Origin of the sequence: Rhizobium phaseoli, from assembly GCF_001664385.1 — a bacterium.
Taxonomy (GTDB): Bacteria; Pseudomonadota; Alphaproteobacteria; order Rhizobiales; family Rhizobiaceae; genus Rhizobium; species Rhizobium phaseoli.
On the sequence record NZ_CP013532.1, the window covers coordinates 2452910 to 2475293 of the forward strand.

Below are 22384 nucleotides of genomic sequence, written 5' to 3' on the forward strand. Positions count from 1 at the left end.
CATAGAATAAACTGAACATATTCAATCCGATATAGGCAGACTATTAAAAGCCGCGCGGCATGGCCACCTAACAGCTCCTCGCATTTCGGCACAATCGAAAGGAAGGATTAACCATTCTTCGGCAAAACTTGCTGCCAGTTCGTGAGTGGTGTTTGCCAAGGAAAATCCATGTATTCGCGCAAGTTTCTCTTCGTATGCGGCCTCGCCGCCGCGGCTTTGTCGCCGGTCGCAGATGTCGCTCCGGCAGCCACCGCCGCAACCCGTGACAAGGCCTTTTTCGATTCCGTCGCCGGCTCATGGAAGGGCCCCGGCGAGATCGTCGCCGGCAAGTACAAGGGTACGAAGTTCACCTGCAACCTGGTCGGTGAACCCACCGGCGACAGCAATGCCGGCATCAAACTCGATGGCACCTGCCGCGTCGGCGTCTTCAAGCAGCCGATGACCGCGGTGATCTCGCAGTCGGGCTCCAGCTATAAGGGCAAGTTTCTCGACGGCGCCGCCGGCAAAGGTCTTGACGTCGTCTCCGGCGCCGTCACCGAGGACACCGTCGTGGTCGGCATCAACCGCGCCAAGCTGAATGGCGCGATGATTGCCCGCGTGCGTGACGACAAGACGATGAACGTCACCGTTTCGGTCAAGGTTGAAAGCCAGATGATTCCGGTTATCGGCCTGACATTGACGCGTCAGGTCGATGAAATGGCTGTTGGCTCCATCCAGTAGACAGATGGCATCACGGACTTTCCTGAAGCGGCGGGTTTCCCGCCGTTTCGCGTTTCAGGATCCCTGCTTCAAGCCCACCAGGCGCCGCTATCGTCGGCGACCTCGATGCCCGTCACGTCAGCGTCTAGCAGCCAGTCGCTGACCGGCCGCCCCCTGACAACAAGGCTCGGGGCGATATCGGCAAGCGGCATCAGCACGAAACCGCGCTCGGTCATCCGCGGATGCGGCAGTTCCAGCCGCGGCGCCTCCTGAACGACGTCGCCATAGGTCAGCACGTCGATATCGAGCGTACGCGGCCCCCAGCGCTCGATACGCTCGCGTTTCATCTCACGTTCGATCGACAGACAGACATCGAGCAAAGCTTCCGGAGGAAGCCGAGTTTCGACGGCGGCGCAGGCATTGAAGAAGAACGATTGGTCGGTCTTGCCCCAGGGCGGCGTGCGATAAAGCCGCGACACGGCGGTAACACGACAATCGTCGTGCCCGTCCAGCCTTTGCAGCGCCGCTGCCATCGCCTTCACCGGCTCGCCGACATTGCCGCCGAGGCCGAGGGTGGCGGATCGCCATGCCGCCTCAGGCAAAGTGCTCAACGCTCACCTGCACGAAATCGAGCACACCGGGCACCGGCGCGTTCGGCTTGCGCACCGTGATCTTCGCCCGCCGGACCTGCGGAAATGTCTCGCAGAGCCCCTTGGCGATATCGAGCGCCAGGGCTTCGATCAGATAGCGTCGCTTGCCGGTGACGATCTGCTCGATCACGGTAAAGGCAATGCCGTAATTGACGGTATCGTCGATCGAGTCGCTTTTCAGCGCCTCGCCGGCGACGACATCGAGCTCGGCATCGACGAAGAAACGCTGGCCGAGGATTTCCTCCTCGTCATGCACGCCATGGCGCGCGAAGAAAGCGCAGTTCTGCAGCGTGATCGTGTAGGTGGTCATGTCGGCCGCTTCCTCTCGAATTTCTGGCGCGCATTGAGCATAGCATCGGCGACATCAAGCGCAGCCCTGTTGATTGCGACATTGTGCACCCGGAAAACCGCTGCTCCCTGAAGCCTGAGCAGCGCGCTGGTCGCAGCCGTCGCCACATCCCGGTCTGCCGCCTCGCGTCCGGTCACAGTGCCGAGAAAACGTTTGCGTGAGGTGCCGGCGAGCAACGGCAGGCCGAAGCGCGAAAGCTCGGAAAACCGTGCCATCAGTTCCAGATTCTCCTCTGCCGTCTCCTTGGCGAAGCCGAAGCCCGGATCGAGCACGATGCGGTCACCATTGACACCTGCCGCGGCGGCGATCGCAAGCGATCGTTCGAGGAAATGGACCTGGTCGGCGATCACATCGGCAAGTTTGACCCTGTCGCGGCCGGTATGCATGATGCAGAGCCCCGCTCCTGTCGCCGCGGCCAGTTCCGCGATACCGCTCTCCTTCTGCAGTCCGGAGACGTCGTTGACGATATGGGCGCCGGCGCTGACCGCAAGCTGCGCTGTCTCGACGCGATAGGTGTCGATCGATATCAGCGCCTGGGTGCGGCCGCGCAATGCCTCGATGACGGGCAGCACCCGCGCCTGCTCCTCCGAAGGGCTGACCGGTGCGGCGCCCGGCCGGGTCGATTCGCCGCCGATGTCGACGATCGCGGCGCCATCGCTCACCGCCTGCAGCGCGTGTTCGACGGCGGCATCGACGGTTTTGAAGCGTCCGCCATCGGAAAAGGAGTCCGGCGTCACGTTGATGATCGCCATGATCACCGAACGACGGCCGAGTTCGATCTCCCGGCCATGGCCGACACGCCATAAACTGCCTTCGAGCCCTATCACCAGACTTGTCCTATTGATGACGAAAAAAGCCGCCATCCGATATTGCGCTTGCGGTGGCTATGCCCCAAGCTCCTGTCGATTTCAACATGGGTTGCGTTCAGAATGCCGCTTGCAGTGCGTTATATGTGCCTTCCTGTCGCCTTTTCCATTGCTCTTTCCGTCAGCAGCCCCGCGGCAGCCGAAGTGATCGCATCGAAAAGCTACTCCTATTTCGACATCAGCGGCAAAACCGCCGATGAGCTCGACCGCGAACTCAGCCGTCGCGGCCCGACGGCGAGCGGCTCGTCGGCGCGCCATCCGGGCGCCACCAAGATCCGCTTCGGCGGCGAAGCCACCTATATTCAGGACGGCGGCCGCTGCCGCATCGGCAACGTCAAGGTCACGGTCCACACCCAGATCATCCTGCCGCGCTGGAGCAGCCGCCGTGGCGCGAGCAAAGAGCTGTCGTTGATCTGGGATGCACTGTCGAGCGACATCAAGCGCCATGAGGAGCGCCATGCGGAGATCGCCAGAGATCAGGCCCGCGCCATGGAACGCGCCATCCGCGCCTTGCCGCAGCAGCGTACCTGCGAGGCCATGCAGGAACTCGTCTCCAACGAATCAGCTCGCGGTATAGAGGAGCACGATCGGCAGCAGGCGCGATTCGACCGGGTTGAAGCCGTCAATTTCCAGAAGCGCATGTTGAGATTGCTGAATAATCGAATCAACGGCCGAGCCGGCGGAAAATAAAGGTTTTTTAAGCTGCTTGCGAGGGGAAATACTTAGCTGCGCAACAAAACTTGTGTGAAACTTGCGCGCTCCCCAGCGTTTTAATGGTCATTTTTCATTCTGGCAGACTCAACCGGAACGCGTTAATATGAACACATTCGAAAGTTCAGCTACGGTATCTGGACTTTCCTCGCTGGGTTCTCCTGGCGCGTTCCGAAGCCGCGGATGCTCCTCCCTCATCCGTAGGTAATGCGCCCGCCTCGCCTCGCTCGCACCAGCGCGCGAGGCGTCTTTTTTGTGGCTATGGCAGCGACCGCGGCGAATGCATGTCGCCGGAAGTGTGCAGCGCTTCCGGGATAACGACAGGCATCAAAACAAAGGACAAAGCGCATCGCGTGAATTTGATGCGACGCGCTTTAGGCGCCGGCCTCAAGCCTGACGTTCAGGAACGTGCACGACGAGCCCGTCATAGGCAGCCTTCATCCGGATCTGACAGGAGAGCCGCGAGGTCGGGCGCACATCGAAGGCGAAGTCGAGCATGTCTTCTTCCATCGCTTCCGGCTGGCCGACCTTCTCCGTCCATTCTTCGTCGACATAGACGTGACAGGTCGCGCAGGCGCAAGCGCCGCCGCATTCGGCCTCAATGCCGGGCACCGAATTGCGCACGGCATTTTCCATCACGGTGGAGCCTTGATCGACGTCGAGGTCGAAGTGCGTGCCGTCGAAGGCGACGATGGTAAGTTTGGGCATCAGGACTATCCGGTCTTCAAAGGGGTGGGCGGCTCTACTTCCGACAATTCGACGCATCAGTCAACATTGGGAAATTCGCCATAACCTCGCAGATCAGGCGGTCGCCCGCCGTCTTCAATGCGTCATATCGGACGTCGCAAAAAGACCCGTGGTTCCGCAATGGAACAGCGGGCCTGCTGCGCAATTCCTTAAGGATAAGATTACACGGCCATTCAAACCGCTACAGTGTCTGAAAAGACGTGCGGCGCTGTGGCTCCAAAGACGGTGAAAGAAAGATCAGCCGCGGCAGAGCTTCAGGATGAAATTCTCCGCGTCGAGGACGGCAGCGCCCAGCGCCGCCATCGCACCGGCATCTCCGCCGGTCTCCTCGATGACTTCCGCCGTCTGTGACACGCGAAATGCGCCGACCGAACTTGCCGCGCCTTTCAGCCGGTGCGCGGCGGCTCCGACACGCACGGTCTCGCCGCTCGCAATATCCTGGAGACACGCGCGGGCTTGGCGGGCAAACATCTGAAGGACTTCGATTTCCAGCGTCTTGTCGCCCATCGTCTGCTTTGCGAGATGAACCAGATCGATCGGCCGGACCATGGAGGGACAGGGTCCCTTTGCATTGTCCGGCGCCTCGAATACGATATTCAATGCTGCCATCTGGGCCGCCATTTGCCAATTCTCCCGTCTCACGTCGTCCGCGCTTGCAACAGTTCTGCGCCAGGAGGGTGGCCATCCCGTTAAATTCCGGCACAGCGGGCACGGAAATCTCGGCATATGGTTAACGTCCGTTAAATATCCCTAAATTATTGGTTTTTAAGCAGGGTCCCGGATTCAAAATTGTTAACAACGGGTTAACAAGCCGCAAATCTCAAGCCTTCATTAATTGTGTGAAGAGCCCAGATGTGTCACTACGATACTGGTGGAGCGGGTTTATGGTACGCGCCTTTGCCGAGTGAGTGGATAATGGTAGTGTTTTGATACCTTCCGTTTGAAAAAGCGGCTATCTACTCTGAAATGACATGCTTATCCGTCCGCGGTTGGGATGGAGGGCCGTAACGGCAAAGTTGTTCCGGGGCAAGGCGGAAGCCTGGGCAGCGCTGGCGGACCGGCCGACAGTAACGAGGCGTAACCGAATGGCGAATAACAAATACAATGAGTCGATAGAGGACAAGGCGTTCAAGGCATTGGACGAGGCGCTCCAGATCGATTTCGGCAAGGATAACGTGCCGTCTCGCCGCGGCGACGCGCCTGAGGCGCCGGAGGGGAATGTGTCTGATCCATCGAATGCGCGCAACCAGCAAGCCCAGGAAGAAGCGCAGCGCCGCAACCGCCGCGGCGCCAACGGCGAGCAGGCTTCCAGGGCTCCGGCTTTCGCACCCGCCAACGACGCCAGCCGCACTACGCCCGCCTCTATCCTGAAATCTTTCGACGGCGCCTCCAGCCGCTCGGCGATGCGCACCGCCACCCTGTTTTCCGCGCTCTGGGTGATGGCGGGCCTCGGCCTGATGTCGCTGCTTTACGCGCCGCAGATCTGGCAGATCCGCTCGATTGCCGATCTTGTCGCCCTGCCCGGTGTCATTGCCGGCCTGGTCGGCATCATCGTTCCTGTCATGATGTTCTATGCTTTCGCCATCATGATCTCCCGCGCGCAGGACATGCGCAACGCCGCCCGCTCCATGGCAGAGGTCGCATTGCGCCTGGCAGAGCCCGAAACCATTGCCTCCGAACGCATCATGACCGTAGGCCAGGCGGTGCGCCGCGAGGTTTCGGCCATGAATGAAGGCATCGAGCGCACCATCGCGCGCGCCTCCGAACTGGAAACGCTGGTCCATTCCGAAGTCAACGCGCTGGAGCGTTCCTATGCCGACAACGAATTGCGCGTGCGCGGCCTTGTCCACGAACTCGGTTCCGAACGGGAGGCGATCGTCAACCATGCCGACCGCATCCGCACCTCGATCGGCAGCGTCCACGACCAATTGAAGGAAGAACTGTCGCTCGCAACCGAAGAGATCGCCGTGCGTCTCGCCACGTCAGGCGAAGCCTTCGCCTCGCTGATCGACACGCGTGCAGCGACGATCCTGGAAAAATCGGACAGCGCCCTTCAGTCGATGGGCAGCCTGCTCGCCGCCAAGACGGACAGTCTGCTGCAAACGCTCAACGCGTCCGGCTTTGCGCTGGCCACCGAATTCGACAACCGTCTCGAAGCGCTCACCGTCAATCTCAACGAGCATGGCGAAAAACTGCTCAGCCAGTTCGAGACGCGCGCCTCGACGATGGATAGCAGCACCGAGAAGCTGAATGCGGCGCTGAACGAGCGCACGCACCAGCTCAACGAAATCCTGATTGCCCGGACCCGCGAGATCAACGAAAGCCTGACATCAGGCGAACGCACCATCGGCGGCACGCTCGACGACGTGTTGTCGAAACTGAACAGCGCGCTGGACGAAAAGGGCGCGAGCTTCCGCCAGAGCCTGCAGAGCACCGCCGACGACACCGTCATGGATCTCGACCTTCGCACCGGCTTCTTCGAGGAGCGGCTGCAGACGACCGTCGCCCAGCTCTCGACCGCCTTCGATGAGCGCGTCGCCGAGTTTACCAGCGCTTTCGACAAACGCACCGGCTCGCTCGACACAAAGCTGATGGAAAGCCTCGCCCGCATCAATGAGACACTGACGGGCGGCTCGGATTCGATCGACGGCATCCTCAATTCCAGCATCGACCGCCTCGGCTCCTCGATGACCGATCAGTCGCTGGCACTCGCTGCCGCGCTCGCCACCGGCCACGAAATGCTGGAAAGCACGCTCGGCACCCACAGCGAAGAAATCACCACAGCGCTGACCAGCCGCACCGGCCAACTGACCTCGGCGCTGCAGAACGCTACGTCGGACATCGCGCTGGCGCTTGCATCGGGCACGTCCGACCTGCAGAACAATCTCCAGGCGCGCTCAGCCGAGTTCCGCGATACGCTGCGCACCACCACCAGCGAGCTGACCGCCGCCGTCGCCGCCGGCACGCAAGAGGTGACCACCGCCTTCGGCGGCCGCGCCGAGGAGTTGAGCGGCCTGCTGACGGCACGTACGGCCGAAATCAGCGAGGCGCTCGGCGCCGCGCATGGGCGCATCGACAGCGTCATGGCAGAGCGCGGCGGCGCGCTCGTCGATGCGCTGACGAGCCATCACGGCCGCTTCGAGGAAGCGCTGTCCACCCGCTCCGACGCGATCATCAACGCCGTCGCGGGCACCCACGACCGTCTCGCCGAAACGCTCGACGAGAAGGCCATGGCGCTTGCCATCTCCTTGAACGAGAGCCAGGCCCGGATCGAAGATACGCTCGAAACCCGCTCCGCCACCCTGCTGAACGCTGTTTCCGGCACCCATGACCGACTGTCCGAGACGCTCGACGAGAAGGCAATGGCGCTCGCCATCTCCCTGAACGAAAGCCAGAGCCGCATCGAGGACACGCTCGAGACCCGCTCCGCAGCCTTCCTCAATGCCGTGTCGGGCACGCATGAGCGGCTGTCGGAAACCCTCGATACGAAGGCAGCAGCGCTGACGACGTCTCTCGACGAGAGGCACGCCCGCATCGAGGATGCGCTCGGGACACGCGCCGAAGCGCTGCTCAACACCATCGCCGGCACGCGTGACCGCCTTGCCGAAACGCTTGATGAAAAGGCAATGGCGCTTGCCATTTCCTTGAACGAAGGCCAGTCTCGTCTCGAGGACACGCTGGAAACGCGTTCCGCTGCCCTGCTGAACGCTGTCTCCAGCACCCACGACCGCTTCGCCGAGGCGCTGGACGGTAAAGCGTCTGCTATTGCCACCTCGCTGAGCGAGACCCAGGCCCGTCTCGAGAATACGCTCGAAACCCGCTCGGCCGCCCTGATGGATGCCGTTTCCGGCACGCATGACCGCCTCTCCGAAACCTTGGACGAAAAAGCGATGGCGCTTGCCATTTCGCTCAACGAGAGCCAGGCGCGCATCGAGGATACGCTGGAAACCCGCTCCGCGGCCTTGCTGAATTCCGTTTCCGGCACCTACGACCGCTTCTCCGAAACTCTCGACGAGAAGGCGATGACGCTGGCCATCTCGATCAACGAGAGCCAGGCGCGGATCGAAGACACGTTAGGGACCCGCTCCGAGGCCTTCCTGAACGCCGTCTCGGGCACGCATCAGCGTATCTCCGAAACGCTCGACCAGAATACATCGGCGCTCGCTGCTACCTTGAACGAAGGCCAACGGCGACTGCAGGATACGCTGGAGACGCGCTCGGAATCCTTCCTCAACGCGGTTTCCGCCACCCATGACCGGCTGTCCGAGACACTTGACGATCGGGCGATGGCGCTGGCGATCTCGCTGAACGAGAGCCAGAGCCGCCTCGAGGAGACACTGACCTCAGGTGCCGATGCGATCACCAATGCGGTCTCCGGCACGCATGAGCGCCTGAACGGCGTGCTCGACCAAAAGGCCAGCGCGCTGGCCGCTTCGTTGAATGAGGGCCAGGTTCGCATCGAGGAAGCCCTGGCACATCGCACCGCCGCGATTATCGGCGCCGTGACGGCAAGCCACGACCGCCTCACCGATTCGCTCGACGAAAAGACCATGGCGCTCGCCATTTCGCTCGACGACAATCAGAGCCGTTTCGACAGCGCGCTCGAAGCCCGCAGCAATTCCATGATGGAAGCCGTCGCCAGTGCCGAGGCGCGCGTCGCCGGCGCCTTTGCCGACAAGACCGATGCGATCCATAACGCCTATGCCGACAATCAGCAGCGGCTCGAAAATGCGCTTTCCCAGCACAGTGCGGCCCTCTCGGGCGCTCTAGATGCCGGCGGCGCCCGCTTCGAGGATCTCGTCGGCGGCTTGACCGGCCGCATCGAAGGCAGCCTGAGCGAAGCCCATGTACGGCTCGGAGGCCTTGCCGAGGAGGCCGCGGCGCGCATCGAGAGCGGACTGGATTCTGCCCATGAGCGCATCCGCACGACGCTTGAGGATCGCGCCAACGCCATCGATCTGTCGCTGAACCAGGCCCATGCGCTGATCAGCGATACGCTGACCGAACAGGCGACCAGCATCGGCACATCGGTGGCGACGACCGTCAGCATGCTCGAAATGTCGCTGGAGCACCGCGAGGCCTCGATCCGTCAGGCGATCGATGCCAGCGCTCAGACATTGGAAGAGCGCATGCATGCCGGCGCCGGCCAGATCGCCGGCCGCTTCCAGGATGCGGCAAACGCGATTTCGAGCTCCGCCCAGAACCTTTCCACCCACCTTGACCAGTCGGTCGAAAGCCTTGCGGAACGTCTTCAAGAAACCGGCTCCCGTATGGAAGCGGGCCTCACCACCATCGAGAGCCGCATCCGAGACGGCGTCGGCGGCGTTGCCGATAAAATCGATGCGGCCAGCAGCCAGCTGTCCGGCGTGCTTGCCGACGGCATTTCCCGCCTCGGCGCGCTTGGTGACGACACCACCCAACGCATCTCGGCGACGCTCGAAGGCAGCGCCGCAAATCTCACCCAGGCGATCGACAGCCGGACCACCAATCTGGCCGAGACCCTGGACAGCCGCACAAGCACACTGACGGGCGCCATCGAGGGCCGCACGGCAAGTCTCGGCGAAACTCTCGACCGCGGCAACGCCCGCATCGAGGAACGTCTCTCGACCATGGATCGCGCCTTGACCGTCGGCCTCGACGCCGTCAACCGCACCATCGAAGGCAAGGCCGCCGGCCTCGCTTCGACGCTGCGCAGCGCCGTGGCCGAAGCAGCCCAGGGGATGGAAGGCGAAGCGACGAGAACCACCGAACTGCTCGGCAAGACCGGCCAGCAATTCGCCGAGGATCTCAATGCAAAAAGCGACGAATTCACCCGCACCATGGATGAACGTTCGTCGCAGATCGTCACCCGCGTCGCCGAAGCCCAGAATCGTTTGGCGACCCAGGCCGCTGCCGTCGCCCAGACTTTCTCGGAAGCCGGCAATGCCATCGTCAACAAGGTCGCCGAGGCCGAGACCATCGTCGGCACGCAGGTCAATGCCATTTCCAGGGCCCTGTCGGATGCCGGTCAGTCTCTCGAAGCGCGCGGCAATGCCATCCGCACGACGCTGTCGGGGGCCGGCAGCGAGATTTCCGCCACCATGGCGGATGTCGACCGGGCGCTCGAAGCCCGCAGCAGCGCCATCCGCACAAATCTCGAGGAGCGCACCCGCGAGATCGATGCCACCCTCTCCGACATCGATCGGGCGCTCGAAGCGCGCGGCAACTCGATCCGCACGACGCTCGAGGAACGCACCCGCGACCTCAACTCGATGCTATCGGGCCGCTCGGTTGAATTGACCCGCATCCTCGACGAAACGGCCCGCCCGATCATCGATCGCTATACCGATGCCGGCGAGCAGGCTGCCGCCCGCATCACCGCCGCCGCCAACCTCAGCGCCGACCGTCTGCGCGCCGAAAACGAAGCGCTCGCCAGCGCGGTTGCCGCCCGCACCGAGAATGTCGCCAACGCCGTCAGCGCCATCGAGAGCAGCCTGGTCGGCAATGTCAACGGTCTGGTCCAGCGTATGTCGGAAAGCAGCGCGGCAATGGCCATGATGATGAACCGCGCCGCCGAGCAGCTGACGAGCGTCGACGGACGTCTTGGCGAAACCACGACGCGTTTTGCCGACTCCGCCACCAAGGCCGCCGAAATGGTCAATGCCTCGACCCGGCTTCTCGAAGGCAAGGTCGATCGGCTCTCCGACATTTCGGGCCAGACACTGGCCCAGGTCGGCGGCATCATCGGCCGCTTCGACGAACATTCCAAGGTTCTGACCCAGGCCTCGCAGCTTCTCGGTGCAGCCCAGTCCAACCTTGCCTCGACCCTTGAGGAGCGCGAGAGCGCGTTGCAGGCGCTGTCCGTCAGCCTGGTGCAGCGCTCCAGCGAGATCGAAAAGACCATGCTCGGCCTCGGCGGCATGATCGAGACCGTGTTCGAGCGGGCCGAGCAGCGCTCCAACCAGGTCACCGGCAATCTGCGCCAGGGCGTGCAGTCCTCCTTTGCCGATATCGGCCGCATTCTCACAGAAACCGAAAAACGTGCCCAGGAAGCGGCCGAGACGATGCGCCAGGCGATCACCCGGGCCGGCGACGAAGCCAACACCACGATCGACGGCACCTTCGCCAATGTCGAGCGCCGTTCCGGCGATCTCTCCAATCGTATCCGCGGCGGCCTCACCGCCTCGCTGTCGGAAGTCGAGCGCATGCTCGCCGAGGCTGGCCGCGCCTCCGACGGTGCCGCTCAAACCATGCGGGAATCGCTGCGCGAGGCGATCGAGGATGCTGTCGGGCGCTTCTCCGGCGCCACCGAGGATATCCGCCGCTCCGCCGCCGACATTCGCAGCGAGCTCGACGCCACCCGCGCCGAACTGAAGCGCGGTGCCTTCGACTTGCCCGAGGAAGCCAAGGAAAGCGCCTCGGCCATGCGCCGCGCCGTCGCCGAGCAGATCAAGGCGCTTCAGGATATTTCCCAGCTCGTCGGCCGCTCCAGCCAGCAGCTTGAAATCTCCGAGCCCGTCGCCCGCTCCCTTGCTCAAGCGCAGCCGGCGCCACGCGCCGCTCAGCCGGTTGCCGCTCAGCCGCCGCAGCCGGCGGCACCCCCGCCGATCGAAGCGACGGGTCTGCGCGGAACGATCGCGCCGTCTGCTCCGGCTGTCGCCGCTCAGCGCGCCCCGCAGCCGGCCCCGGCTCGCCAGGAATCAGGCGGCCAGGAACCGGCCCGGGAAAGCGGCGGCTGGATCAGCGATCTCTTACGCGGTGCATCCCGTGACGAAGCCGCCGACGAGGCGCCTGCCCGGGCTGCGGCCCGCCCGGCGGAAACCGCCGCACCGACGACGCGCAGTAACGACAGCCGCAATCCGCGCCATGTCGTGGAATCACTGAACTCGCTCTCGGTCGATATCGCCCGCGCCATCGACCACGATGCCTCGGTCGATCTCTGGCGCCGTTACCAGCGTGGCGAGCGCGACGTCTTCACCCGCCGCCTCTACACGCTGAAGGGCCAGCAGACCTTCGACGAGATCAAGCGCAAATATGACCGCGAGCCGGAATTCCGCACCGCTGTCGACCGCTATATTGGTGATTTCGAAAAACTGCTTGCCGACGTCGCCCGCACCGACCCGAACCAGACCGTCACCCAGTCCTACCTGACCTCGGATACGGGCAAGGTCTACACCATGCTCGCCCATGCAGCGGGCAGGCTCCGCTAAACCGGCCGATAACCGTGATCGGAAGCCGCTTGATCGTCTCAGGCGGCTTTCCCTTTTGAGGCGGGTTGATCTGCTTCTCAGCCATGGAACCGCGAACCAAATGACCAAGGCCCTCGTGATCATCGATGTGCAGAATGCAATTCTCTCAGGCAAGGCCAAGCCGGAGCGGCAGCCTCTCGTCGATGCCGCACTGGATCAAACAGTCGCTCGCCTCGCATCGCTGCAGGAGCTGGCGAGACAGGCGGGCGCGCCGGTCGTGCTGGTCCAACATGACGGAGACAGCGGCCATCGATTGGCGGTCGGCACGGTGGGATGGGCACTGCGCCGGGAGATTGCGCCGCGGGAAGGCGAGGTCGTCGTCCGCAAGCAAAGCGCCGACTCCTTCTTCGAGACCGATCTCGCCGAACGCCTGAACGAACGGGCGGTCACCCATCTCGTCATCGGCGGCTGCATGTCGCAATTCTGCGTCGACACGACCGTCAGGCGGGCCGTTTCGCTCGGCTATAATGTGACGCTGGTAGCGGATGGCCATACCACAGGCGATACGGCGACCCTCACCTTCTCCGAAATTGTCGCCCACCACAATGAAACCCTTGATGGGTTCGACGCGGGCAAGGCGGCGGTGGAAACCCGCCCCGCGGCCGATGTCGCCTTTTCATAAAGGGCCGGCAGCAACAGACGATATCAGATCGGAAGCAGGCGCTCGGTCCTGAGCTCGGTGATCAGCGCCTCGACGATCTCTGGCACGTCTCTCGCAGCCGTATCGACAACGATCGGCCTCTGCCCCCAGTCGTCGTATTTTCGCTCGACGACTTCTTGCCACGTCGGTTTGACAAGACCTTCCACATCGGTTTTCCGCGTCTCGACGCGGCGACGATGTTCGGTCTTGTCGGAACAGGTCACCTCGACCTCGACCGCGATCACGCCGGAGCGCGCAGCGACCGCCAGCCAGGTCTCGCGGGTTATCGTCAACGGGTTGACCGAATCTGCGATCACCAGCCTGCCGAGCGCCAGATTATCCTCCGCAATGCCGTAGGCGACGACATAGCCTGCCGGGCCGATGTCATTGGAGGGGTCAACCGAGGTTCTGATCGCGTGCTCGATCGTATCGACCCTCACATATACGGCTCCGAGCCGGCTCGCGAGGGCGCGCGAAATAGTCGTCTTTCCACTACCCGGCAGGCCGCCGAAGATAACCAGCATGGTTTCACCCGTTTGCGAATATGCGGCAGCGAAGCCGGACCGTGTCCGGCCTCGTCCATCCCTTCTTTGTAGAGAAGATGCACGGCAAGACAAGCAGAAGTAGCGGCAAACCGGCGCCTTTGCAGCCCGCCGCCGTGTCCTATCGGTGAGCTGTCATGCTCCAATTGTAAGCGCACCGATCGAGACCGATGGCGGAGACGGCCAGGCAAAGGCAATCAGCTGTGGATAGGCCCTCTTTTTTGCCGCCTGTCCTTCATTTCGTCACAAACTTTCTCGATCGGCTGGCGTTTAGCCAAAGGCTCACCCGGCCGTCCAGAGACAGAGACAGTGATACCGATGACCAAGATGACCTCCCGCCTCCGCGCCACCGCCCTCTCGTCCGCCTTGCTGATAAGCGGGTTCGCTCAGGCTGAGGCCGGTCAGGCAAGCTTCGTCGTCGATGCGCAGTCGGGTCAGGTCCTTGAAGCCTCCAATCAGGACGACCTGAACTATCCGGCATCATTGACCAAGATGATGACGCTCTATCTCGCCTTCGAGGCGCTGCATCAGGGACGCCTCACCTGGGAACAGAAGCTCACAATGTCGGAAAATGCCGAGAGCAAGGAGCCTTTCAAGCTTGCCATCGGCGCCGGCCGTCAGGTGACGCTGCGTGAAGCGGTCGAAAGCATCGTCGTACTGTCTGCCAACGACTCCGCCGTGGCGATCGCCGAACAGCTCGGCGGTTCGGAACAGGCGTTCGCCAAAGCGATGACCGACAAGGCGCGCCAGCTGGGCATGAAGGACACCGTCTTCAAAAATCCGTCGGGCCTTCCCGATCCGGAGCAGGTGACGACGGCACGTGATATGGCGACCCTCGGCGTCTCGTTGATGCGGGACTTCCCCGAGGAGTTCAAACTCTTTTCCATGCGGGGCTTCCAGTTCCGCGGCATGAAACTGCGCGGCCACAACAACCTGATGTATCGTTATGACGGCGTCGACGGCATCAAGACCGGCTATACCGACGCATCCGGCTACAATGTCGTGACCTCGGCGCTCAAGGGTGGCCGCCGCGTGGTCGGCGTCGTCATGGGCGAAAAGACCGCGGGCCTGCGCGACGACAAGATGGCCGGGCTGCTGGATAGCACCCTGTCGCCGTCGACCGCCACGGCCTACACCACACCGGGCACCCAACCCGGGGCAACGATGACGGATATGCAGCCGACGAAATAAGCCGCTGTCTATTTGAACGCCACTTCCAGGTGCTGCCGGTCTTGCGCAATCACCCTGCACTGCGTTTCGAAGCCTTCTCCTTTAATGGCAAGGATGAATTCCGAAGGAATTCCTGTCGTGTTGGAGACCGTAATGCCGGCGCTCTCGGCGCCGATGGATTTGACGGTGCAGTCGATGGTCGAACGCCGATCATTGAAGAGGATGAACCCCGCCTTCAGCACCCGCCGCCGAGCGCCGATCGCGTGATCGGCATGAATGGAACTCCATGACACACAGCGATTCCGACCGCCATGTTTGGCCTGATACATCGCGGCATCCGCCTGTGCCAATAGGGTCTCGATGTCCTTGCTGACGATCGAAAGCGCCGAGCTTCCGAGGCTCGCGGTGACGTGCAGGTTCCCATGATCGCCGTGGATCGGCTGGAAAGCGATGGCGGCGCGCAGTTTTTCGGCGACCGCGAGGGCGCCTTGACGATCGACATGCGGCAGCACGACGGCGAATTCCTCGCCGCCGATCCGGCCGAAGAGATCACCGGCACGAAGGGTCGCCTTGCAGACCGAAGCCACCGCCTTGAGAACCGCGTCTCCCGCGGCATGTCCATACCGGTCGTTCACCTGCTTGAAATGGTCGATATCGAAAACGATACAGGACAGCTCATGCTGGTGCCGCAAAGCGAGCGAAATCAGTTGGTCGGCCTCTTGTTTGAAGGCGCGCCGGGTCATCGCCTCGGTCAAGCTATCGGTGGCAGCCGACTGCATGAGATCGATGCGGTCCATCGCCGCCGCCGCCAGTTCCTCAAGAATGCCAAGATCTCTGCTGCCGAACGATCGTGGCCGGCGGTCGATCGCGCATACCGTGCCGATCATATGCCCGGCCTTGGTTCTAAGCGGCACGCCGGCATAAAAGCGGATATGGTCCTCGCCGGTCACCGAAGGATGCCGCGCAAATCGCGCATCCTTGGTGGCATCCTGCACGATGATGGGCTCGTCGCAGTCGACCACGCAACGGCAGAAGGTGTCTTCCAGCGACACTTCGTCGGCCGAGAGCCCGGAACAGGCCTTGTACCACTGCCGGTGCCCGTCGATCAGCGATATGATACCGATGTCGATGGAGAAGATCTGCTTGATCAGGCGGACGATCCGCTCGAAGCCTTCGTCTCTCGGCGTGTCGAGGAGATCGAGCTGCTGCAGCGCAGCCAAACGGTCATTTTCGCGCCCGATCACCTCCGGCGACGACTTTCCGAACACTCGTGCAACCACCATGCAGCGTGACTCCTGACAGCGTTAACATGATGGGTTCCACAAATTCGTGAAAAATTTGAATACGATGGCAGCCCCAGCCACAGTGGGCCGAGATTTTTTCAGAATCAGCAACTCTTGATGTCGAGGCGGCGATCGCCAAACGCCATCTCAGATTGAGCGCAGCGTCCAGCTGACGATCTCGGAGACGACTGTGGAAAAGGCGCGGTCGAGAGACTTGACGAAGCCGGCATTGTCGCCGCCGGCCGGCGCCGTGGCGCGGAACACCTTCTGGGCTCGCACCGAGCCGTTGCGGTCGTTGAGGATCTTGACGGAGATTTCGACCACCGCCTGGTTGCCGCTCGACGCATCGATCTCGAACGAGCGGATGTCGGTGACGACTTGGTAGTCGATCGCCAGCCCCTGCCCCGGCAAGCCGACGCCGCCGAGCTTGCCCGAATTTTCGAAGGCCTCGACCAGTTTCGACTGCACCATGCGCGGGAGCTTGTCGCCCCACTGCGCCCGCGAGAGATATTGAATTTCCGAGGGCGAGACACGGATGACGATCTGTTCGCTATCGAGCGCCCTCAGCGCCGTCGGACCGGCAACGAGGATCTGGCGGGATTTAGCCGCCGGTCCGTCGCCGTCGACGGCGCCAGACAGGTCAAAGGTGTCGTTCTTGGCCGCGGCGCCGCACCCGGAAAGGATCAGCGCCGTCAGCGGCAGCGCGATCACCGTTCCCCTGATCCACGAACGGCGCGACAACAGATGCGATGCGACCATATTAGGCTACCCCTGACTTCCCCTGTTAACGCCGCGTCCGGCCGTCATACTGCTTGACCGTGTCCCCGCCGAAGATCAGGCGTTGCGGATTGCGGTCGAAGTTGGTGATCGTGTCGTTGAGATTGTTGACGGTTCCGCGCATGTCGTTGACGAGAGTCTGCACGTCGCGCAAGCCGCCGCTCGAGAATTTCTGCAGATTGTCGGCGATCGGCCCGATTCGCGAATTGAGATTGTCGGCGACCTTCTTGAAGGATTCCAGCGTCTCGCGCGCTTGCGCGAACATCGATTGCGTATTGTCGGTTCCGAGCAGCGCATCGACCTTGATCAGAATACCGTCGATTCGGGTCGAGGCCGAATTCAGCTTGTTGGCCAGTTGCGATACGTCCTGGATCGTCTGGTCGATATCCTTCTGGCGTCCCGAGACCGTGTTGGCGACATCGCGGATCGACGCGATAGCAGCGCGCGCATCCTTGGTCGCCTGCGAGATATCGTCGACCGATCCCTTCAGCTTGGCCGGATCGATCTGGGCGACGAGCGTATCGACGCGGTCGAGTGTGTCCTGTGCCTGCTTGCCGAAATCGTTGAAAGTGGTGGCCGTCTCGTCGAACTTCTGGATTGCGCCCTTGAGATCACCCGAGGCATCGGCGACGTTGGCGGTGATCCTTTCGGCATTCGAGACGATATGGTCGATCTTCTGGGCGTCGACCGCCTTGACCAGCGATTCCACAGCTTCAAGCGTCGAATCGACCCGGCCCGAAACCGCCTTCACCGTATTGGAGAGCTCACCGACGCTTTGCAGGAAGGCGTCGATGTTGTCGGAATTCTTGGCAAGCGCGTCCGAGAAGGTCTCGGCATTCTTGAATGTCTGGGTCAGCGGCGCGCGCGAATCCTGGATGAAGCCCTGGAGTTCGCCGACCGCGTCATTGGCGCGGTCGAGGATCTTGTCGGCGGTGGCGAGAAGATTGGTGACGCTCGATTGATCGGCGACGATGACGGCGCGTTTGCCGTTGTCGATCGCGTGTTGGAGAATGCTTTCCTCGCCCTTGCGGCCGCCCGACAGTTCGATATAGGCGGCCCCGGTGAGACCCTGGATTTCAAGAGCGGCCTTGGTCGAAGGGTAGATCGGCGCATCGGTGCGCACCTGGGTGAAGGCCAGCGAATATTGCGGATCGTCGGCATCGATCGACAGCGTCTGCACCGAGCCGATCTGAATGCCGTTGAAGCGCACCGGGGAGCCGACGCTGAGGCCGTTGGCGGAGCCCGGAATACGCACGATCAGCTCGGTCATCGGGCCGCCGCGGCCATATTCGGCCATCCAGTAGACGAAGCCGAAGGCCGCCGCGATCACCAGCACCGTGAAAAAACCGACAATCGTGTAATTGGCTTTGGTTTCCATCTTATCCGGTCACTTCCCGCTGCTGCCGTGGCGTGCGCCTTCGTCCTGCGGCACGATCGACCGCGCCCGCTTACCCCTAAAATAGGCCTGCACCCACGGATCGTCATAGGCCAGCATGTCGTCGATCGTGCCTTCCACCATTACCCGCTTCTTTCCGAGCACGGCAATACGGTCGCAGACCGAAAACAGGCTGTCGAGATCGTGTGTTACCATATAAACAGTCAGCCCCAGACTATCGCGCAGGTTGGCAATCAATTCGTCGAATTCGGCCGCGCCGATCGGGTCGAGACCCGAGGTCGGCTCGTCCAGGAAGACGAGTTCGGGATCGAGCGCCAGGGCGCGGGCAAGGGCGGCGCGCTTGATCATGCCGCCGGACAGTTCGGAGGGGTATTTGTCGGCGGCATCGGCCGCGAGCCCCACCATGCGGATCTTCAGATGCGCCAGTTCATCCATCAGCGAGCGCGGCAGATCGAGATATTCGCGCATCGGCACCTGGATGTTTTCCTTGACCGTCAGCGACGAAAACAGCGCCCCCTGCTGGAACAGCACGCCGAGCCGCATGTCGAGCGCGTTGCGCTGCGGCTCGTCGAGTTCGTCGAAGTCCTGGCCGAGTATCTTGATTGTGCCCGAGCGGCGCGGCAGCAGCCTCAGCACCGTGCGCATCAGCACCGATTTGCCGGTGCCCGAGGCGCCGACGAAACCGAGGATCTCGCCGCGATAGATATCGAGGTTCAGATTGTCGAGCACCACCTTCGAGCCAAACGCGACGGTGACGTCGCGCGCCGAGAGCACGACATCCCTGCCCTGTCCTTCGCTCTCGATCGGTTGCTCGTTCACGCGGTCCGCCATGCTAGAAGTTGATTGCTGCATAGAACATCGCAAAAAGCCCGTCCATCAGGATGACGACGAAAATCGCCTTCACGACGGAGGCAGTCACGTGCTGGCCAAGCGATTCCGCGCTGCCGCCGACCTTCAGCCCTTCGACGGCGGCGACGATGCCGATAACGAGCGCCATGAACGGCGCCTTGATCATGCCTGACAGCACCGTCGACAGCGTCACCGCCTCGTGCAGGCGCGCCAGGAAGTTGGCGAAAGTGATTCCGGAATAGCCCCAGGCAACGACGGCAGCCCCGGCCAGCGAGGCGAAGTTCGCCAAGACCGTCAGAAGCGGCAGTGCGATGGTCAGCGCTACGAGCCTTGGAAAAATCAGTACGCCGATCGGGTTCAGCCCCATGACCTTCAGCGCGTCGATCTCTTCGCGCATCTTCATCGAGCCGATTTCGGCGGTTATCGCGCTGCCGGAGCGGCCGGCGATCATGATCGAGGTCAGCAGCACGCCGATTTCGCGCAGCTGCAGAATACCGACGAGATCGACGACGAAGACTTCCGCCCCGAAATAGCGCAGCTGGAAGGCGCCCTGCTGGGCGATGATCGCCCCGATCAGGAAGGACATCAGCAGGATGATCGGAACCGCGCGAACGCCCATATGGTCGATCTGGTTGACGATCGAAGCCGGCGAAACACCGCTGCCGCGGCCGAACTTCATCTGCGCGCCGCGCACCGCCGAGCCGAGGATATACATGGCGGCGGCGAGATTGTCCCAGACGTCGTAGGTCATCTTGCCGATCGGCGCGAGGATGCGCGCGGCAAGGGAAACCTTCTCCTTCGGCTCCGGCTCCGGTTTGGCCGGCTCCTCGGAAAACATCGCCAGCATTTCGTCGATATGCGGATTGGTGCCTTCGAAGCGGACCGTCCGTCCGGCCGCCTCCTCTTCCTTCTTCAGCCGGCAGAGCAACCAGATGCCCGCCGTATCGATATCGGTAATCTCGGATAGATCGACCGTCAGGTTACCCGCCTTCTGGTGCAGGAGCTTTTCGAAATCGCGCAGCACCAGATGCACATAGGCGCTGCGCCAGTTGCCGCTCAGACGCACATGCTGTCCCGAACCATCGGACTGGTCGTCCACGACAAGCGAGGCAGCGTTGCGATTCTCGGCGTTCAAGATACTTGTGTCTTTCAAGGCTTACAGCGACAGTGCCGACTCGCGAAGCGGTTCGTCGCCCGGCGCGTCAATATACAGAAGCAACGTGCAATTTCCATGCTTGCAGGACAGCAATAATGCCGCGCATCCTTGATATCCAGATGAATTCCTTTCCGATTGCCGGGACGTTTACCATCGCGCGCGGCGCAAAGACGCAGGCCGAGGTCATCACCTGCGCGCTGACGGACGAAGGGGCTGAGGGGCGCGGCGAATGTGTGCCCTATCGCCGCTACGGCGAAACGATGGAGAGCGTTCTTGCCCAGATCGAAGCCGCGCGTCCGCTGATCGAGGCAGGCATCTCGCGGCACGACCTGCTGTCGGCGATGCCGCCAGGTGCAGCCCGCAACGCCGTCGATTGCGCCCTCTGGGATCTGGAAGCGAAACAGATGGGCCAAAGCGTCGCGTCTCGACTGGGCATTGCCGATCCGAAACCGCTGACGACAGCCTATACGATCTCGCTCGGCGAACCGGAGGTGATGGCGGCCCAGGCGCGCGAACATGCCAGCCGCGCCCTGCTCAAGGTCAAGGTCGGCACCGGCGACGATGAAAGCCGCATTCGCGCCGTCCGCGCGGCCGCGCCCGAGGCCGCCATCATCCTCGATGCCAATGAAGGCTGGCCGGAACCGGTGCTGGAGCGTCACCTCAACATCGCCGCGGAGGCGGGTGTGACGCTCGTCGAGCAACCGCTGCCGGCGGGCCGCGACGCCTTGCTTGCCGAGATCCGCCGCCCGCTGCTCGTCTGCGCCGACGAGAGCGTCCACCATACCGGCGATCTCGCAAGCCTTGCCGACCGCTATGATGCGATCAACATCAAGCTCGACAAGTCAGGCGGCCTCACCGAAGCCCTGGCGATGAAGACCGAAGCCGAGCGGCTCGGCTTCGCCATCATGATCGGCTGCATGGTCGGCACCTCGCTTGCCATGGCGCCGGCGGTGCTGCTCGCCCAGAATGCCGATTTCGTTGATCTCGATGGTCCGCTGCTGCTCGCCCGCGACCGCGAGCCCGGCCTACGTTACACCGCTTCCCTGGTCTTTCCGCCCGAAGGCAACCTCTGGGGCTGAAAGTAATAGGCTGCGATGACGATGCCGAGGCCGCAGAAAGCGACCAGCGCCATGACGTAAAAGCTGACCACGCCGAGTCCGGCGTAGAGGTAACCCGCAGCGATGGTCATCAGCGCCATCGCCATGCCGACATAGAAGAAATAGGCGCCTTGGGCCGAGGATTCCTGCGTCTCCTGCACCGTCGCCACGATCCGCCGCTGCACGCCGGTATGCACGAAGGCATAGGTAAAGCCGTGGAAGCATTGCAGCAGGAAGAAACCGGCGAAGCCCGTATTCATGGGAAACAGGATCCAGCGGCAGACGCTGACGGCGCAGCCGAAGCGGATCAGCGTCCAGGCATTGAAGCGCCGGTTTAGACGCTTCGACAGGAAGAACACCGTCACTTCCGAAGCCACACCGGCGCTCCAGAGAAGACCGACCTCAGCGCCGGAGAAGCCGAACTGATGCCAGTAGATCGATGAGAAAGCATTGAGTACGGCATGGCTTGACTGCTGGATGGCGACGCCGATCAGGAGCAGCAGCAGATGCGGCTCGCGCAGGCCGCTGCCGGTGGCGGCGGGAATGTTGATCGGCTGGCCGCGCCGCCGTGTGGGCCCGATGCGCGGACAGAAGATCGCCATGACGACGGTCATGGTAAAGCCGAACACCATCACCGGCAGCACCATCTCGCCGCCCCACCGGCTGATCAGCCGACCGCCGACCAGCGTCGACACGATGAAGGCGACCGAGCCCCAGACGCGCATCGAGCCGTAATCGAGGCCCCAGCGGCGCACGCCCGAGATGACGATCGATTCGACGACCGGCAGATAGGGCGCGAAGGTGGCGCCCTGCAGCGCATAGACGATCGTCACCGGCCAGAAACTCGTCGTCCAATAGAGCGCGATCGCCGTCAGCAGCGACAGGCTACCGGACCAGAGCAGGACATCGGCGCGTTCCTTCATTCGGTCGGCGATCATAGCGACGATGGGCGCCACCAGCACGCGGACCACCATCGGTATCGCAAGGATGATGCCGATCTCGTGGTCGCTGAAACTGTGGGTCGCGAGCCAGACGGGGAAGAACGGCAGGACGACGCCGTTCACGAGCAGCGGCGCGCAATAGGAAAGCGCGCTGAGCAGCCGGAAGCGCGGCGGCGCTCCCTCACTCGAGGACTGTTGGGCGGGAATCATGGGTGGACCTGAAGGAAACTTGTCGTTTTCCTAACACACCACCCCGGAGGTGCCTATTGCGAGAAATAGCCCT

General features: G+C 62.6%; 18 protein-coding genes. 6 read left to right on the plus strand and 12 right to left on the minus strand.

Going from position 1 to position 22384, the window contains the following annotated elements; all coding sequences use genetic code 11:
- Window positions 1-168: 168 nt before the first annotated feature.
- Window positions 169-720 carry a hypothetical protein gene (locus AMC88_RS11925; RefSeq protein WP_012484013.1) on the plus strand — a complete coding sequence of 184 codons (552 nt, stop codon included), beginning with the start codon at window positions 169-171 and terminating at the stop codon, window positions 718-720.
- A 68-nt stretch (window positions 721-788) separates the two neighbouring features.
- Here AMC88_RS11925 and folK read toward each other — a convergent pair whose 3' ends face one another.
- From folK to folP, 3 genes are read right to left on the minus strand one after another with little or no spacing between them, the layout of a single operon-like run.
- Window positions 789-1301: a 2-amino-4-hydroxy-6-hydroxymethyldihydropteridine diphosphokinase gene (gene folK, locus AMC88_RS11930; RefSeq protein ID WP_012484014.1), complete on the minus strand. Its 513-nt coding sequence runs from the start codon at window positions 1299-1301 to the stop codon at window positions 789-791.
- Window positions 1294-1659: a dihydroneopterin aldolase gene (folB, locus tag AMC88_RS11935; RefSeq protein ID WP_012484015.1), complete on the minus strand. Its 366-nt coding sequence runs from the start codon at window positions 1657-1659 to the stop codon at window positions 1294-1296. Before folB ends, folK begins: the two co-directional genes overlap by 8 nt.
- Window positions 1656-2525, minus strand: a complete 870-nt coding sequence (gene folP / locus AMC88_RS11940; RefSeq protein ID WP_064825846.1) for a dihydropteroate synthase — start codon at window positions 2523-2525, stop codon at window positions 1656-1658. Before folP ends, folB begins: the two co-directional genes overlap by 4 nt.
- Window positions 2526-2627: 102 nt before the next feature.
- Here folP and AMC88_RS11945 point away from each other — a divergent pair, with 102 nt between their 5' ends.
- Window positions 2628-3254, plus strand: coding sequence for a DUF922 domain-containing Zn-dependent protease (locus AMC88_RS11945; protein ID WP_012484017.1), 627 nt, complete (start codon window positions 2628-2630; stop codon window positions 3252-3254).
- Window positions 3255-3662: 408 nt separating this feature from the next.
- Here AMC88_RS11945 and AMC88_RS11950 read toward each other — a convergent pair whose 3' ends face one another.
- Window positions 3663-3983 carry a 2Fe-2S iron-sulfur cluster-binding protein gene (locus AMC88_RS11950; RefSeq protein WP_012484018.1) on the minus strand — a complete coding sequence of 107 codons (321 nt, stop codon included), beginning with the start codon at window positions 3981-3983 and terminating at the stop codon, window positions 3663-3665.
- Window positions 3984-4259: 276 nt separating this feature from the next.
- Window positions 4260-4643: an Hpt domain-containing protein gene (locus tag AMC88_RS11955; RefSeq protein ID WP_004672766.1), complete on the minus strand. Its 384-nt coding sequence runs from the start codon at window positions 4641-4643 to the stop codon at window positions 4260-4262.
- Between the two features lie 464 nt (window positions 4644-5107).
- Between AMC88_RS11955 and AMC88_RS11960 the strand changes: the two genes are divergently transcribed.
- A complete protein-coding gene (locus AMC88_RS11960; RefSeq protein WP_064825321.1) occupies window positions 5108-12211 on the plus strand; it encodes an apolipoprotein A-IV repeat region-like domain-containing protein in 7104 nt (2367 codons plus the stop codon).
- A 100-nt stretch (window positions 12212-12311) separates the two neighbouring features.
- Complete coding sequence (locus AMC88_RS11965; RefSeq protein ID WP_012484020.1) at window positions 12312-12872, plus strand: cysteine hydrolase family protein; 561 nt, start codon at window positions 12312-12314, stop codon at window positions 12870-12872.
- Between the two features lie 23 nt (window positions 12873-12895).
- Here AMC88_RS11965 and AMC88_RS11970 read toward each other — a convergent pair whose 3' ends face one another.
- On the minus strand, window positions 12896-13414 hold the full coding sequence (locus tag AMC88_RS11970; RefSeq protein WP_012484021.1) for a P-loop nucleotide/nucleoside kinase family protein: 519 nt from the start codon (window positions 13412-13414) through the stop codon (window positions 12896-12898).
- A gap of 336 nt (window positions 13415-13750) precedes the next feature.
- Between AMC88_RS11970 and AMC88_RS11975 the strand changes: the two genes are divergently transcribed.
- Window positions 13751-14623 (plus strand): D-alanyl-D-alanine carboxypeptidase family protein, encoded by an 873-nt coding sequence (locus tag AMC88_RS11975; protein ID WP_010025101.1) that lies wholly within the window; start codon window positions 13751-13753, stop codon window positions 14621-14623.
- An 8-nt stretch (window positions 14624-14631) separates the two neighbouring features.
- Here AMC88_RS11975 and AMC88_RS11980 read toward each other — a convergent pair whose 3' ends face one another.
- From AMC88_RS11980 to AMC88_RS12000, 5 genes are all read right to left on the minus strand, one after another.
- On the minus strand, window positions 14632-15885 hold the full coding sequence (locus AMC88_RS11980; RefSeq protein ID WP_012484022.1) for a sensor domain-containing diguanylate cyclase: 1254 nt from the start codon (window positions 15883-15885) through the stop codon (window positions 14632-14634).
- 147 nt (window positions 15886-16032) lie between these two features.
- The gene (locus tag AMC88_RS11985) at window positions 16033-16644 is read right to left on the minus strand and encodes an ABC-type transport auxiliary lipoprotein family protein (RefSeq protein WP_012484023.1); all 612 of its coding nucleotides are present in this window, start codon (window positions 16642-16644) and stop codon (window positions 16033-16035) included.
- Between the two features lie 25 nt (window positions 16645-16669).
- A complete protein-coding gene (locus tag AMC88_RS11990) occupies window positions 16670-18040 on the minus strand; it encodes an MlaD family protein (RefSeq protein ID WP_012484024.1) in 1371 nt (456 codons plus the stop codon).
- A gap of 9 nt (window positions 18041-18049) precedes the next feature.
- Window positions 18050-18889: an ABC transporter ATP-binding protein gene (locus AMC88_RS11995; protein WP_012484025.1), complete on the minus strand. Its 840-nt coding sequence runs from the start codon at window positions 18887-18889 to the stop codon at window positions 18050-18052.
- A 1-nt stretch (window position 18890) separates the two neighbouring features.
- Complete coding sequence (locus AMC88_RS12000) at window positions 18891-20060, minus strand: ABC transporter permease (RefSeq protein WP_170965692.1); 1170 nt, start codon at window positions 20058-20060, stop codon at window positions 18891-18893.
- A 98-nt stretch (window positions 20061-20158) separates the two neighbouring features.
- On the opposite strand from AMC88_RS12000, the gene dgcA reads away from it, so the two are divergent.
- Window positions 20159-21142 (plus strand): N-acetyl-D-Glu racemase DgcA, encoded by a 984-nt coding sequence (gene dgcA / locus AMC88_RS12005; RefSeq protein ID WP_064822136.1) that lies wholly within the window; start codon window positions 20159-20161, stop codon window positions 21140-21142.
- Here the strand turns inward: dgcA and AMC88_RS12010 are convergent.
- Window positions 21094-22311, minus strand: coding sequence for an MFS transporter (locus AMC88_RS12010; RefSeq protein ID WP_064822137.1), 1218 nt, complete (start codon window positions 22309-22311; stop codon window positions 21094-21096). The genes dgcA and AMC88_RS12010 overlap by 49 nt on opposite strands.
- Between the last annotated feature and the right edge of the window lie 73 nt (window positions 22312-22384).

Coding starts and splice junctions, on each gene's coding strand:
- AMC88_RS11925 (WP_012484013.1), top strand. CDS start 169: ATGTATTCGCGCAAGTTTCTCTTCGTATGCGGCCTCGCCGCCGCGGCT.
- folB (WP_012484015.1), bottom strand. CDS start 1,659: ATGACCACCTACACGATCACGCTGCAGAACTGCGCTTTCTTCGCGCGC.
- AMC88_RS11945 (WP_012484017.1), top strand. CDS start 2,628: ATGCCGCTTGCAGTGCGTTATATGTGCCTTCCTGTCGCCTTTTCCATT.
- AMC88_RS11950 (WP_012484018.1), bottom strand. CDS start 3,983: ATGCCCAAACTTACCATCGTCGCCTTCGACGGCACGCACTTCGACCTC.
- AMC88_RS11955 (WP_004672766.1), bottom strand. CDS start 4,643: ATGGCGGCCCAGATGGCAGCATTGAATATCGTATTCGAGGCGCCGGAC.
- AMC88_RS11960 (WP_064825321.1), top strand. CDS start 5,108: ATGGCGAATAACAAATACAATGAGTCGATAGAGGACAAGGCGTTCAAG.
- AMC88_RS11965 (WP_012484020.1), top strand. CDS start 12,312: ATGACCAAGGCCCTCGTGATCATCGATGTGCAGAATGCAATTCTCTCA.
- AMC88_RS11970 (WP_012484021.1), bottom strand. CDS start 13,414: ATGCTGGTTATCTTCGGCGGCCTGCCGGGTAGTGGAAAGACGACTATT.
- AMC88_RS11975 (WP_010025101.1), top strand. CDS start 13,751: ATGACCAAGATGACCTCCCGCCTCCGCGCCACCGCCCTCTCGTCCGCC.
- AMC88_RS11980 (WP_012484022.1), bottom strand. CDS start 15,885: ATGGTGGTTGCACGAGTGTTCGGAAAGTCGTCGCCGGAGGTGATCGGG.
- AMC88_RS11985 (WP_012484023.1), bottom strand. CDS start 16,644: ATGGTCGCATCGCATCTGTTGTCGCGCCGTTCGTGGATCAGGGGAACG.
- AMC88_RS11990 (WP_012484024.1), bottom strand. CDS start 18,040: ATGGAAACCAAAGCCAATTACACGATTGTCGGTTTTTTCACGGTGCTG.
- AMC88_RS11995 (WP_012484025.1), bottom strand. CDS start 18,889: ATGGCGGACCGCGTGAACGAGCAACCGATCGAGAGCGAAGGACAGGGC.
- dgcA (WP_064822136.1), top strand. CDS start 20,159: ATGCCGCGCATCCTTGATATCCAGATGAATTCCTTTCCGATTGCCGGG.
- AMC88_RS12010 (WP_064822137.1), bottom strand. CDS start 22,311: ATGATTCCCGCCCAACAGTCCTCGAGTGAGGGAGCGCCGCCGCGCTTC.